We start from the raw sequence: 13,966 nt of genomic DNA on the forward strand, positions 1-13,966 counted from the left end.
GGTTAACGCCAGGGCTCACCATGTAAAAACATGTACTTATTTGAGGATGAAAGGAATGCTAAAAGTTATTCAATCTCCAGCCAAATATCTCCAGGGTCCTGACGCTTCCACCTTGTTTGGTCAATACGCTAAAAATCTGGCGGACAGCTTTTTTGTGATTGCGGATGACTTCGTGATGAAGCTGGCGGGAGAGAAAGTACTCAACGGCCTGCACAGCCACGACATTAGCTGCCATGCGGAACGCTTTAACGGTGAATGTAGCCATGTTGAAATTAATCGACTGATTGCCATTCTGAAACAGCACGGTTGTCGCGGCGTGGTTGGGATTGGCGGCGGGAAAACGCTGGATACTGCCAAAGCGATTGGTTACTACCAGAAGCTGCCGGTGGTGGTGATCCCGACTATCGCGTCTACCGATGCGCCAACCAGCGCGCTGTCCGTTATCTATACCGAAGCCGGTGAGTTTGAAGAGTATCTGATCTACCCGAAAAACCCGGATATGGTGGTGATGGACACTGCGATCATTGCCAAAGCGCCGGTACGTCTGCTGGTGGCCGGGATGGGCGATGCGCTCTCGACCTGGTTTGAAGCGAAAGCCTGTTATGACGCCAGAGCGACCAGCATGGCGGGCGGACAGTCCACCGTGGCGGCGCTGAGCCTGGCGCGCTTGTGCTATGATACCCTGCTGGCGGAAGGCGAGAAGGCACGCTTTGCTGCGCAGGCTGGCGTGGTGACCGATGCGCTGGAGCGTATTGTCGAAGCTAACACTTACCTCAGCGGCATCGGCTTTGAAAGCAGCGGTCTTGCAGGGGCGCATGCGATCCACAACGGCTTTACGATTCTGGAAGAGTGCCACCATTTGTACCACGGTGAAAAAGTCGCCTTTGGTACGCTGGCGCAACTGGTGCTGCAAAACAGCCCGATGGAAGAGATCGAAACCGTGCTGAATTTCTGTCAGAAAGTCGGCCTGCCGGTAACGTTAGCGGAAATGGGCGTGAAAGAAGACGTTGACGGCAAGATCATGGCCGTGGCGAAAGCGACCTGCGCAGAAGGTGAAACCATCCACAATATGCCGTTCCCGGTAACGCCTGAAAGCGTACATGCCGCTATCTTGACGGCAGATCTGCTGGGACAGCAGTGGCTGGCGCGTTAATCAGTCGTCGGTAGGTTTTTATCCGGCATCTTCTCCCCCTCTGACAGTTTCTGCCGGAGGGGTTGTCTATGGTTAAACAGCGGAAAGGGATATGACGGCGCACACGCATAGCATCGGGAAGGAAGTCTCTTCAGTCATTGCCCAGTCATGGCATCGTTGCAGCAAGTTTATGCAGCGGGAAACCTGGCAGGCGCCGCATCAGGCGCAGGGACTGACCTTTGAGTCGATTTGTCGTCGCAAGACGGCGTTGCTGACGATTGCTCAGGCTGCGCTGGAAGATGCCTGGGAGTTTATGGACGGCCGCCCGTGCGCGCTGCTGATTCTGGATGAATCAGCCTGTATTCTCAGCCGTTGCGGCGATCCGCAGACGGTAGAACAGCTGGCGGAGCTTGGGTTTCGTGACGGCAGCTACTGTGCAGAAAGCATCATTGGCAGTTGTGCCCTGTCGCTGGCGACGATGCCGGGCCAGCCGACAAAAACCTCTGGCGAGCAGCATTTTAAACAGGCGCTGCATCCGTGGTCGTTCTGCTCGACGCCGGTCTTCGATAACCATGGTCGACTGTTCGGCTCCATCTCGCTATGTTGTCTGGTGGAGCATGAGTGCGTTTCTGATTTATCCCTGACGCTGGCGATTGCCAGAGAAGTCGGCAACTCTTTGCTGACCGACAGCCTGCTGGCTGAATCCAACCGCCATCTGAACCAGATGTACGGGCTGCTGGAGAGTATGGATGATGGTGTGATGGCCTGGAACGAACAGGGCGTATTGCAGTTCATCAATGCGCGAGCGGCGCTGCTTTTGCATCTCGATGCGCAGGCCAGTCAGGGGAAAAACATTCACGATCTGCTCAATCTCCCCATGCTGCTGCGCCGGGCGATCAAACATGCCCGCGGTCTGAATCACGTCGAAGTTACCTTTGAAAGCCAGCATCAGTTTGTTGATGCCGTCATTACCCTGAAGCCGATTGTTGAGGAGCAGGGCAACAGCTTTATTCTGCTGCTGCATCCAGTGGAACAAATGCGCCAACTGATGACCAGCCAGCTCGGCAAGGTGAGCCACACCTTTGAGCAGATGTCGACTGACGATCCGGAAACCCGCCGCTTGATCCATTTTGGACGCCAGGCAGCGAGGGGGAGTTTCCCGATCCTGCTGTGTGGGGAAGAGGGTGTTGGTAAAGAACTGCTGAGTCAGGCCATTCACAATGAAAGCGAGCGCGCCAGCGGGCCGTATATCGCCGTGAACTGTCAGTTGTATGCCAACAGCGTACTGGGGCAGGATTTTATGGGCAGTGCGCCCACCGACGATGAAAATGGCCGGTTGAGCCGTCTTGAACTGGCGAACGGCGGCACGCTGTTTCTGGAAAAAATTGAATATCTGGCACCGGAGCTGCAATCCGCGCTGTTACAGGTGATCAAACAGGGGGTGTTAACCCGCCTGGATGCCCGTCGGCTGATTCCGGTGGATGTCAAAGTGATCGCCACCACCACGGTTGATCTCGCCAATCTGGTGGAGCAAAACCGCTTTAGCCGTCAGCTGTATTATGCGCTGCACTCTTTTGAGATAGTGATCCCACCGCTGCGGGCGCGGCGCAGTAGTATTCCCTCGCTGATTTATACGCGGCTGAATAGCCTGAAAAAACGCTTTTCATACAGTTTGAAGATCGACGACGACGCGCTGGCGCAACTGGTGGCCTATTCGTGGCCGGGCAATGACTTTGAGCTGAACAGCATTATCGAAAACATCGCCATCAGCAGTGATAACGGCCATATTCGGCTGAGCAATCTACCGGATTATTTGTTTGCCGAACGTCCAGGTCTGGAGACGGCGTCTTCACTGCTGCCTGCTAGTCTGACGTTTACCGCTATCGAAAAAGAGGCGATTATCCATGCTGCCCGCGTCACCAGCGGGCGCGTGCAGGAGATGTCGCAACTGTTGAATATCGGTCGCACTACCTTGTGGCGCAAGATGAAGCAGTACGACATTGATGCCAGCCAGTTTAAGCGCAAGCATCTGGACTAGTTTCTTCAATTCTCGCCATCGAGAACAGCGCGTCTGACAGTCGGTTGATATAACGCCTGGGTTCATCGCGTAACGTTAGCGATCTGCTCATCGCGATGAGGACCCGCTCCAGTCGGCGCGTCAGGGTTCGCGCAACGTGTAGCTGTGCCGATGCGAGATTTTTCCCCGGAATAACAAACTCTTTGAGCGGGCCGCTTTGCGCCATATTACGGTCAATAAGCTGCTCCAGCGCCTGAGTATCCTCTTCACCAATACGCTGTTGTAAGCGAGCGAGTCCTTTCTCATCGCTGGCGAGTTCCGCACCCAGAACAAACAGCATTTTCTGTATGGCGTGCAGATCCTGGCGTAGCCCGGCCTGACGCGTGCTGGCATAGCAGACGCCAAGTTGGGAAATCAGTTCATCCACCGTGCCATAGGCCTCAACGCGGATGTCGTCTTTGTCGATACGGCTGCCGCCAAACAGTGCGGTCGTGCCTTTATCGCCGGTTCGGGTGTAGATGCGGTACATTTATTTTATCTCGCTGAAGGGAAGCACTTTGACCAGTTGACCAGCATTAGCACCGAGGACGCGGAGCCGGGCTGCACCGGCGCGGATATGACCACGGATCAGCGCCCGATCCTCGGGCAACTGGGCGTGGGTTAACGCAATATCACCCGTGGCGTTAAGACCCAGACCGACACGTAGCGTTGAGCTTTTGGCCGCAAGTTTGCTCAATGCCAGCGCGCAGTCATGCTCGTCGCAACAGATTGCCCGGCAAGGGACGCCTTGCTCTTCCAGCCCCCAGCACAGCTCATCAAGCACGCGGGTATCCTGCCAGCGCGAGTGATAAAACAGATGTACGCCCGGTGATGAAAGTGACATTGCGCCCCCTGTACTATCAGAATGCCTGACGGAAGATCTCGGCAATTTCTTTCTCGTTCCCTTTGCGCGGGTTAGAGAAGGCGTTGCCGTCCTTCAGCGCCATTTCCGCCATGTACGGGAAATCGGCTTCTTTAACGCCCAGATCGCGCAGATGCTGCGGAATGCCGATGTCAGCGGAGAGACGGGCAATGGCGTGGATGGCCAGTTCGGCGGCATCCATGGTGGAAAGTCCGTCAGTATTTTCGCCCATAAACTCTGCAATGTCGGCAAATTTTTCCGGGTTAGCGATCAGGTTATAGCGCGCCACGTGCGGCAGCAGTACGGCATTCGCCACGCCGTGCGGCATGTCGTACAGACCGCCAAGCTGATGCGCCATCGCGTGAACGTAGCCGAGGTTGGCGTTGTTGAAAGCCATACCCGCCAGCAGAGAGGCGTAGGCCATGTTCTCGCGAGCTTTCAGGTTGCTGCCCAGCGCTACGGCCTGACGCAAGTTGCGTGCGATCAGGCGAATAGCCTGAATAGCGGCAGCGTCGGTGACCGGGTTGGCATCTTTGGAAATATAGGCTTCCACGGCGTGGGTCAGGGCGTCCATACCGGTCGCGGCGGTCAGCGGGGCGGGTTTGCCGAGCATCAGCAGCGGATCGTTAATGGAGACCGACGGCAGGTTGCGCCAACTGACAATCACAAACTTCACTTTAGTCTTGGTATTGGTCAGCACGCAGTGGCGGGTGACTTCGCTGGCGGTACCGGCAGTGGTATTCACCGCAACGATCGGCGGCAGCGGGTTGGTCAGGGTTTCAATCCCGGCATAGCTGTAGAGATCGCCTTCGTGAGTTGCCGCGATACCGATGCCTTTACCGCAGTCATGCGGGCTACCGCCACCGACGGTAACGATGATATCGCAATGCTCTTTGCGAAAGACTTCGAGACCGTCACGCACGTTGGTGTCTTTGGGGTTAGGTTCAACGCCATCAAAAACCACCACGTCAATGCCCGCTTCACGTAAATGGGCGAGGGTTTTATCTACCGCGCCGTCTTTAATGGCCCGCAGACCTTTATCAGTAACCAGCAGCGCTTTTTTACCGCCTAACAGTTTGCAGCGTTCGCCGACAACGGAAATAGCATTGGGGCCAAAGAAGTTCACATTTGGCACCAGGTAATCAAACATACGATAGCTCATAATATACCTTCTTAGATTTAAATTATAATTCAGAGAAACAATTCAGTGCGGTTTCTGCTAATAATCTGTCTTGTTCCACGGTGCCGCCACTAACGCCAACGGCACCAATTAATTTACCGTTTAATATGACAGGTAAACCGCCGCCGAAAATAACAATGCGCTGTTGGTTGGTAAGCTGCAAACCATATAGCGAAGCACCAGGTTGTACCGCATCGGTAATTTCATGGGTACCCTGGCGCAGGCAGCAGGCGGTATACGCTTTATTAAGAGAGATATCACAGCTGGTGACAAACGCATCGTCCATGCGTTGCATTAGCAGCGTATTCCCACCGCGATCCACCACGGAAAAGACCACCGGAACGCTGATCTCAAGCGCTTTAGCCTCAACGGCCTGCGCCATTTTTTTTGCAGACGCCAGCGTAATGGTGGCAATTTGTTGGCTCTTATTCACAGTTTCTCCTGAAAATGTTGTAGGGCTGAGGTCACGAAACATATCGCGCAACAGCTATTTTTATCATTGGCTTTACCTTATTTTCTCGCCGCACGTTATTAAGTCAATAGGGCGAAAATTTCAAAGATATTAAATTCACCTTCCCGGTTTTGCGTTTATTGATAATGATCATTTAACCTCGTCACAATTCACGATGGATATTCCTGAATTGCGTTTCAATATGAAACGATGCGTTTTTATTAGGTACCAAATTGGAACGAAATTAATTTTATTTTTTTATTGTTCTGCTCATTTAGAGTTCGACCATTGCTGATGAAAGGCGAATGACGGGTGTTGTGTCCCCGGCAATGCGGCCCGGCGTCCCTATTTTTTATCTTTTGAGTCAATAAATCATGAGAAGATCAAAACGATTCGAAGTACTTGCGAAGCGGCCTGTAAATCAGGATGGGCTGATTGGCGAATGGCCTGAAGAGGGGCTGATCGCCATGGAAAGCCCCTACGATCCAGCGTCGTCGGTGAAGGTGGAAAATGGTCGTATTGTTGAGCTGGACGGTAAGAGCCGCGCCGAGTTCGACATGATCGACCGTTTCATTGCCGACTACGCCATTAACGTGGCTGAGGCCGAGCACGCCATGCAGCTCGACGCGCTGGAGATCGCCAGAATGCTGGTGGATATCCACGTCAGTCGGGAAGATATTATTGCCATTACCACTGCCATCACCCCGGCGAAAGCGGTGGAAGTGATGGCGCAAATGAACGTGGTGGAGATGATGATGGCGCTGCAAAAAATGCGTGCCAGACGCACGCCCTCCAACCAGTGCCACGTGACCAACCTGAAAGATAACCCGGTACAGATTGCCGCCGACGCTGCTGAAGCGGGGATCCGTGGCTTTTCCGAGCAGGAAACGACGGTTGGCATCGCCCGCTACGCGCCGTTTAACGCCCTGGCGCTGCTGGTGGGTTCCCAGTGCGGTCGTCCTGGTGTGCTGACGCAATGTTCTGTTGAAGAGGCCACGGAGCTGGAGCTGGGCATGCGTGGGCTAACCAGTTATGCCGAAACGGTGTCGGTGTATGGTACAGAATCGGTGTTTACCGACGGTGATGACACGCCGTGGTCCAAAGCGTTTCTCGCCTCGGCTTATGCATCGCGTGGCTTGAAGATGCGCTACACCTCCGGCACTGGCTCGGAAGCGCTGATGGGCTATTCCGAAAGTAAATCGATGCTATATCTGGAGTCGCGCTGCATTTTTATCACTAAAGGCGCGGGCGTACAGGGGCTGCAAAACGGTGCGGTCAGCTGCATCGGCATGACCGGCGCTGTGCCTTCGGGGATCCGCGCGGTGCTGGCGGAAAACCTGATTGCCTCAATGCTCGACCTTGAAGTGGCCTCCGCCAATGACCAGACCTTTTCTCATTCCGATATTCGCCGTACTGCCCGCACCCTGATGCAGATGCTGCCGGGTACCGACTTTATCTTCTCCGGTTACAGCGCGGTACCCAACTACGACAACATGTTTGCCGGGTCGAACTTCGACGCTGAAGACTTCGATGATTACAACATCCTGCAACGCGATCTGATGGTTGACGGCGGTCTGCGTCCGGTGACTGAAGAAGAAACCATCGCTATACGCAATAAGGCTGCACGCGCCATTCAGGCGGTGTTCCGCGAACTGGGCCTGCCGCTGATTAGCGATGAAGAAGTGGAAGCCGCTACTTATGCTCACGGCAGCAAAGATATGCCTGCGCGCAATGTAGTGGAGGATCTGGCGGCCGTGGAAGAGATGATGAAGCGTAATATCACCGGGCTGGATATCGTCGGCGCGTTGAGTTGCAGCGGTTTTGAAGATATCGCCAGCAATATCCTCAATATGCTGAGACAGCGTGTTACTGGTGATTACCTGCAAACGTCGGCCATTCTGGATCGCCAGTTCGACGTCGTCAGCGCCGTCAACGACATCAATGATTATCAGGGACCTGGTACCGGCTATCGCATCAGTGCCGAACGCTGGGCGGAAATTAAAAATATTGCGGGCGTGGTTCAGCCCGGCTCGATCGAATAAGGCGGAACACTGTGGAATGCACAACTGAACGTAAGCCGGTTTTCACCTTACAAGTGAGCGAAGGCGAGGCGGCTAACGCGGATGAACGCGTGGATGAAGTGGTGATTGGCGTCGGCCCGGCCTTTGGCAAGCACCAGCATAAAACCCTGATTGATATGCCTCACAACGCGATTCTGAAAGAGCTGGTTGCTGGCATCGAAGAAGAGGGATTACATGCGCGGGTAGTGAGGATCCTGCGCACCTCGGATGTTTCTTTTATGGCATGGGATGCGGCAAACCTCAGCGGCTCAGGCATCGGGATTGGCATCCAGTCGAAAGGAACCACGGTGATTCATCAGCGCGATCTGCTGCCGTTAAGCAACCTCGAGCTGTTCTCTCAGGCTCCGCTGCTGACGCTGGAAACCTATCGTCAGATTGGTAAAAACGCCGCGCGATATGCACGCAAAGAGTCGCCTTCGCCGGTGCCAGTGGTCAATGACCAGATGGTGCGCCCTAAATTTATGGCCAAGGCCGCGCTGTTTCATATCAAAGAAACCAAACACGTGGTGCAGGATGCTGCGCCTGTCACGTTGCATATTGCACTGGTAAGGGAATGACCATGAACGACAACATCATGACTGCGCAGGATTACCCATTAGCGACCCGCTGCCCGGAGAAAATCCAGACGCCTACCGGCAAGCCGCTAACCGACATTACTCTTGAGAATGTGCTGGCGGGCCGCGTAGGACCGCAGGATGTGCGTATTTCTCAGCAAACGCTGGAGTACCAGGCGCAGATTGCCGAGCAGATGCAGCGTCATGCCGTGGCGCGCAATTTTCGTCGTGCGGCAGAACTGATTGCGATTCCGGATGCCCGCATTCTGGAGATCTACAACGCGCTGCGGCCGTTTCGTTCTTCGTTCGCCGAGTTGCAGGCCATTGCCGATGAACTGGAACACACATGGCATGCCACGGTGAACGCCGGGTTTGTCCGCGAATCGGCAGAGATATACCAGCAGAGAAATAAGCTGCGTAAAGGCAGCCAGTGACGGAGGCAGCATGCCGTTAATTGCAGGGATCGATATCGGCAACGCCACCACCGAGGTGGCGTTGGCGCAGGATGGCCGGTTTATCGGCAGCGGGATTGTCGCCACGACCGGTATGAAAGGCACGCGGGATAATATCGCCGGGGTAGTCGCGTCCCTGCAGCAGGCGCTGAATAACACGCCGTGGTCGCTGCAGGACGTAGCAAAAATTTGCATCAACGAGGCCGCACCGGTGATTGGCGATGTGGCGATGGAAACCATCACTGAAACCATCATTACCGAATCGACGATGATTGGTCATAACCCGCAAACGCCCGGTGGCGTTGGCGTGGGCATGGGAACCACCATCGCCGTGGAGAAGTTGGCGGCGTTGAGCGAGGATCGATTTGCCCAGGGCTGGATCCCGTTGGTAGGTGAGGAGATGGATTTCCTTGAGGCGGTTTGGTTTATCAATGAAGCGCTGGATCGCGGCGTCAATGTGGTGGCGGCCATCCTGAAAAAAGATGATGGCGTGCTGGTGAATAATCGCCTGCATCGGCCAATGCCGGTGGTTGATGAAGTCACTCTGCTGGAGAAGGTGCCGGAAGGTGTTCTGGCGGCGGTGGAAGTGGCGGCCCCAGGACAGGTGGTGCGGGTGCTGTCGAACCCTTACGGCATTGCGACCTTCTTTGCCCTGACGCCCGAGGAAACGCAAACTATCGTCCCCATCGCCAGAGCGCTGATTGGCAACCGTTCCGCCGTGGTGCTGAAAACCCCGCAGGGCGATGTGCAATCAAGAGTGATCCCGGCGGGTAAGATCTTTATCCGTGGTGAAAAGCGTGGCGGTGAAGCCGACGTAGCGCAAGGCGCGCAGGCCATTATGCAGGCGATGAGCGCCTGCGCGCCCGTGCGCGATATTGCTGGGGAAGCTGGTACGCACGCAGGCGGCATGCTGGAGCGGGTGCGAAAGGTGATGGCCTCGCTGACCGGTCATGACATGAACACGGTGCATATTCAGGATCTGTTGGCGGTCGATACATTTATTCCGCGTAAGGTGCAGGGCGGCATCGCCGGAGAGTGTTCAATGGAGAACGCCGTGGGCATTGCGGCGATGGTGAAAGCCGATCGCTTACAGATGCAGGCCATCGCCAGTGAGCTGAGCGCCCGGTTAAACACTCTGGTTGAGGTTGGTGGCGTGGAGGCCAACATGGCTGTAGCGGGGGCGTTAACAACGCCTGGATGCGCTGCGCCGCTGGCAATCCTCGATTTAGGCGCAGGATCTACCGATGCAGCCGTCATCAATAGCGATGGCGTAGTGAAAGCGGTACATCTGGCCGGGGCGGGGAATATGGTCAGCCTGTTGATTCAAACAGAGCTGGGCTTAAGCGATGCATTTCTGGCGGAGGAAATTAAAAAATACCCGCTGGCAAAAGTGGAGAGCCTGTTCAGCATTCGCCATGAGAACGGCGCGGTAGAGTTTTTCCGCGAACCGCTCAGCCCGTCGGTGTTTGCCAAAGTTGTGTATTTGAAAGAGGGCGAGCTGATCCCGGTAGATAACCAGACCTCGCTGGAAAAAATACGTCTGGTGCGCCGACAGGCCAAAGAGAAGGTTTTTGTGACCAACTGCCTGCGCGCGTTACGCCAGGTGTCACCCGGTGGATCTATTCGCGATATGACTTTTGTGGTGCTGGTAGGCGGTTCTTCTCTGGATTTCGAAATCCCGCAGATGATCACCGATGCGCTGGCGCATTACGGCGTTGTCGCCGGGCAGGGCAATATTCGAGGTACCGAAGGGCCGCGTAATGCGGTGGCAACCGGACTGGTTTTAGCCGGAGATGCAAAAAATAGCGCAGAAAACAGTCGCGCAAGCGTTTAGCTGCGGGGTAAGTCAAATAAAGGCGATGTTCTCTTTGATATCCCGGCGGAGTTGGGTACATAGTATAAATGTGTCTCTCACGTGGTTAATTTTAAGGATAAGAGCATGCCAACAGCAATTGAGAAAGCATTGGATTTTATTGGTGGTATGAACACTTCGGCGTCAGTACCCCATTCAATGGATGAAAGCACCGCTAAGGGAATCTTAAAGTATTTGAATGATTTAGGTGTGCCAGCGAGTCCGGAAGTTGTGATGGCACGGGGTGAGCAGGAGGGATGGAATCCCGAGTTCACGAAAAAAGTGGCCGGATGGGCAGAAAAAGTTGCCTCCGGTAACCGCATCCTTATCAAGAACCCAGAGTATTTTTCAACCTATATGCAGGAGCAGCTCAAAGAGCTAGTGTGAGCTGACTATCGAATAAAACTCTAACGGACGTTTCCATCTCTGGATGGCGGCGTCCAAATGGAATGCCAGCGATATGGGCTGGCGTATCGCATGATATATCCTTATTCCCTCGCCATCCCCCGCTACGCATTCAGAGCCATCCAATTATTGGCTTTGCCAACAATTGCATATATTTCCAATAACAAAAAGGACCTGCGATTTCTCGCAAGTCCTTGAAGTCTGGTGGCCCCTGCTGGACTTGAACCAGCGACCAAGCGATTATGAGTCGCCTGCTCTAACCACTGAGCTAAGGGGCCGTGGCGGTGGATTATAAAGTAACTCCGCGTTGCAATCCAGACATAAGCGTACGGATGCTGTTTTTATAAACAATGTATTTTCAGTCCGTTATACTTGTTCCTCTGATGTATTGTTCGGAGTAATTATGGTTAAGGACATACTGGCACCGGGGCTGCGGGTGGTGTTTTGCGGCATCAATCCGGGGTTATCTTCCGCAGGTACAGGATTCCCCTTTGCACACCCCGCTAATCGCTTCTGGAAGGTTATCCATCAGGCGGGGTTTACCGATCGCCAGCTTAAACCTGAAGAGGCACAGCATCTGCTGGACTTCCGCTGCGGCGTGACTAAGTTTGTCGACAGACCAACGGTGCAAGCCAATGAGGTAAAGCTACAAGAGATGCGTAGCGGCGGTCGTCTGCTTATTGAGAAAATAGAAGAGTATCAGCCAGCCGCGCTCGCTATCCTCGGGAAGCAGGCATTTGAGCAGGGGCTTAGCCAGCGTGGGGCGCAGTGGGGAAAACAGACGCTGACCATTGGCGCGACGCAAATATGGGTATTGCCGAATCCCAGCGGGTTAAGCCGGATCACGCTGGATAAACTGGTAGAGGCGTATCGGGAAGTGAATGTGGCGTTGAAGGCGCGCGGCCTGTAACTGCCGGAGCCTTAGGCTCCGGCGTCACTGTCAGAACTCGAAGCGTGCGCCCATGTTGTAGCGGCGTCCTTCCACGATGGAAGACTGGTTATAGGACGTTTTGTAGATTGGGTTCACGTCGAACAGGTTATAAACCCCCGCCATCAATGTGATGCTCTTGTTGAGATGGTAGCGTGCCCCTAAATCGACCAGCGCATAGGCGTCGGTTGACGTTGATTTGCCGATGTCAGGCGTATTGCTGCGCCAGCTGGCTTTGCTCCACAGTTCAAGATCGTTAAGTGCATTCCATGTCAGAGACAGGTTGGCCATGCTCGTCGGGAACTCGTTCAGTGCCTCTCCTTTGTACTGACCGCTCTTTTGCTCGCTGTGGGTATAGGTGTAGTTCGCGTTCGCTTTCAGCGCGGTAGTGACCTGCCAGTCGCCGTTCAGCTCCAGGCCATAGATTTCCGCGTCGCTGACGTTGAAATACTGCGAGACTTCTTCCGCTTCATACCCGTTGTAAATGCACTTCTGCGTGGCCGTTGCGGTACAGATGGTGTAGTCGCTGATCTTGTCCTTGAATTTGGTGAAGAACACGGTTGCATCCAGTGCCAGTGTGTCCTGTTGCCAGTAGACGCCCAGCTCGGTGTTGACGCTCTGCTCAGGTTTCAGGTCATCGTTACCGATCCCAATGAAGGAATACGGATACGAACCGTAGACGCTGGTGAAACCTTCATTGTTCTCACGCAGGTCCGGTTTTTTATAGCCCGCCGATACGCCGCCCTTCAGCGCCCAGCTTTCGTCAATCGTCCAGTTACCGTAGAGTTTTGGCGTGACGTGGTAGCCAAAGTAGCTGTCGTGATCGAGACGCGCCGAGGTGGTGAGGGTGAAGTCCGGAACCATCATCCAGGCATCTTCCGCGAAGATGGCCCAGCCGTCACGGGTGATCTTGCTGACCGGCGTTATGCCCGGCACTTCTTTGTTTTCGATGCCGAAAGTGTCGTCCAGCTCATTACGAGTGAAGTTGATCCCCAGCGTCAGCTTGTGGTCGCCCAGCGTAAAGGTGTTCGCGCTGTTGGCTTCATAGTTTTTCTGCTTAATGAACTGCGAACTCATGCCCGGCACACGATACTCGGTTTTAGCGTTTTCGTAGCTGATGAAGTTCTTCACTTCCAGCAGATCGTCGCCGTACCAGGCATGCTGCGCAAGTGAAGCGGCATCGCGGTCAAAGTCCCATTGCCAGGCTTTATCATTGTGTGATTTTACCTGATGCCCTTTGACGACGTTCAAATCCCACAGTTGGGTGTCGGTCGGCGACATGTTGATGGTGGCATCCAGATTGCCAGCCTGGTGCTTCACAAAGCGCTCATCGGAGATGCTGTCGTCATCACGGCGATCAAGATAATCCGCCGCTACGCTCACTCCGAGCTTGCTGGGGATAATTGGCCCCATCAGGAAGACATTAGTCTGGTTGGTGTTACCGTACTCGCTCTTCTCTTGCAGGAAGTAGTTATCTTCCAGCACACCCGTCCATTTATCGAGGTTGTAGCCTTTTTTGGTGATGACATTGACCACGCCGCCGATGGAGTCAGAGCCATACAGTGAGGACATCGGTCCGCGAATCACCTCGATTCGCTCGATAGCAGCAAGCGGCGGTAAAAAGGCAGCCTCTGTCCCGATATGGTGTCCGTAAGGACGCGATTCGCGGGTGCCTTGTTTGATGCCGTTGACCATGTAGGAGGTATAGGTCGAGTCCATGCCGCGCATCTGCACATCGCCTGTGGCAAGGCTACCGTTGCCATTACCCACCAATACGCCGGGCATCTCGCGAAGGGCTTCGGTGACGTTCTGGTTAGAGCGGGTGTTCAGTTCTTTCTCGCCGACGACGGAGATGGTCGCCGGTGCCTCACGGCGTTCCTGTGCGAAACCGGTGGCGGTGACCACCAGTTGATCTTCATTATCTGGTGTGGTTTCTTCGGCGAAAACAGTCGCCGGGAGGCTGGCAAGGGCGAGCGAAATCGCCAGCGCGGTACGAGTCTGGTTAATCACAAC

Annotated in this window: 13 protein-coding genes and 1 tRNA gene; 8 read left to right on the forward strand and 6 right to left on the reverse strand. The window is 54.6% G+C overall.

The features are described 5' to 3' along the window. Nucleotides 1-55 precede the first annotated feature (55 nt). A complete protein-coding gene (locus OGX67_RS09025; RefSeq protein WP_003024745.1) occupies nt 56-1,153 on the forward strand; it encodes a glycerol dehydrogenase in 1,098 nt (365 codons plus the stop codon). Nucleotides 1,154-1,244: 91 nt separating this feature from the next. Next, a complete protein-coding gene (dhaR, locus tag OGX67_RS09030) occupies nt 1,245-3,170 on the forward strand; it encodes a dihydroxyacetone kinase operon transcriptional regulator DhaR (protein ID WP_193863309.1) in 1,926 nt (641 codons plus the stop codon). Here dhaR and OGX67_RS09035 read toward each other — a convergent pair. From OGX67_RS09035 to OGX67_RS09050, 4 genes are read right to left on the reverse strand one after another with little or no spacing between them, the layout of a single operon-like run. Next, complete coding sequence (locus OGX67_RS09035) at nt 3,148-3,678, reverse strand: cob(I)yrinic acid a,c-diamide adenosyltransferase (protein ID WP_003841452.1); 531 nt, start codon at nt 3,676-3,678, stop codon at nt 3,148-3,150. The genes dhaR and OGX67_RS09035 overlap by 23 nt on opposite strands. Further along, nucleotides 3,679-4,032 carry a glycerol dehydratase reactivase beta/small subunit family protein gene (locus OGX67_RS09040; protein WP_032950260.1) on the reverse strand — a complete coding sequence of 118 codons (354 nt, stop codon included), beginning with the start codon at nt 4,030-4,032 and terminating at the stop codon, nt 3,679-3,681. It abuts the gene before it with no gap. A gap of 16 nt (nt 4,033-4,048) precedes the next feature. Further along, nucleotides 4,049-5,212 carry a 1,3-propanediol dehydrogenase gene (gene dhaT / locus OGX67_RS09045; protein WP_003024734.1) on the reverse strand — a complete coding sequence of 388 codons (1,164 nt, stop codon included), beginning with the start codon at nt 5,210-5,212 and terminating at the stop codon, nt 4,049-4,051. Between the two features lie 22 nt (nt 5,213-5,234). Further along, nucleotides 5,235-5,663 carry a GlcG/HbpS family heme-binding protein gene (locus tag OGX67_RS09050; RefSeq protein WP_257651750.1) on the reverse strand — a complete coding sequence of 143 codons (429 nt, stop codon included), beginning with the start codon at nt 5,661-5,663 and terminating at the stop codon, nt 5,235-5,237. 392 nt (nt 5,664-6,055) lie between these two features. On the opposite strand from OGX67_RS09050, the gene OGX67_RS09055 reads away from it, so the two are divergent. From OGX67_RS09055 to OGX67_RS09075, 5 genes are all read left to right on the forward strand, one after another. Further along, nucleotides 6,056-7,723: a propanediol/glycerol family dehydratase large subunit gene (locus OGX67_RS09055; protein WP_048217121.1), complete on the forward strand. Its 1,668-nt coding sequence runs from the start codon at nt 6,056-6,058 to the stop codon at nt 7,721-7,723. Between the two features lie 11 nt (nt 7,724-7,734). Continuing rightward, complete coding sequence (locus OGX67_RS09060) at nt 7,735-8,319, forward strand: propanediol/glycerol family dehydratase medium subunit (RefSeq protein ID WP_003024724.1); 585 nt, start codon at nt 7,735-7,737, stop codon at nt 8,317-8,319. Nucleotides 8,320-8,321: 2 nt separating this feature from the next. Then, on the forward strand, nt 8,322-8,750 hold the full coding sequence (locus tag OGX67_RS09065; RefSeq protein WP_257651749.1) for a diol dehydratase small subunit: 429 nt from the start codon (nt 8,322-8,324) through the stop codon (nt 8,748-8,750). 10 nt (nt 8,751-8,760) lie between these two features. After that, entirely contained in the window at nt 8,761-10,602 is a 1,842-nt protein-coding gene (locus OGX67_RS09070) for a diol dehydratase reactivase subunit alpha (protein WP_257651748.1), read from the forward strand. An 81-nt stretch (nt 10,603-10,683) separates the two neighbouring features. Continuing rightward, nucleotides 10,684-11,007: a DUF1889 family protein gene (locus OGX67_RS09075; protein ID WP_110249007.1), complete on the forward strand. Its 324-nt coding sequence runs from the start codon at nt 10,684-10,686 to the stop codon at nt 11,005-11,007. A gap of 220 nt (nt 11,008-11,227) precedes the next feature. On the opposite strand, the gene OGX67_RS09080 is transcribed toward OGX67_RS09075, so the two are convergent. Further along, nucleotides 11,228-11,303 (reverse strand) — tRNA-Ile (locus OGX67_RS09080). Between the two features lie 125 nt (nt 11,304-11,428). Between OGX67_RS09080 and mug the strand changes: the two genes are divergently transcribed. Further along, nucleotides 11,429-11,935 (forward strand): G/U mismatch-specific DNA glycosylase, encoded by a 507-nt coding sequence (gene mug, locus OGX67_RS09085; RefSeq protein WP_048218614.1) that lies wholly within the window; start codon nt 11,429-11,431, stop codon nt 11,933-11,935. Between the two features lie 30 nt (nt 11,936-11,965). On the opposite strand, the gene OGX67_RS09090 is transcribed toward mug, so the two are convergent. After that, complete coding sequence (locus OGX67_RS09090) at nt 11,966-13,963, reverse strand: TonB-dependent receptor domain-containing protein (RefSeq protein ID WP_106875579.1); 1,998 nt, start codon at nt 13,961-13,963, stop codon at nt 11,966-11,968. Nucleotides 13,964-13,966 lie beyond the last annotated feature (3 nt).

Source organism: Citrobacter sp. Cf118 (genome assembly GCF_030334095.1).
In the GTDB taxonomy this organism is placed as follows: domain Bacteria; phylum Pseudomonadota; class Gammaproteobacteria; order Enterobacterales; family Enterobacteriaceae; genus Citrobacter; species Citrobacter freundii.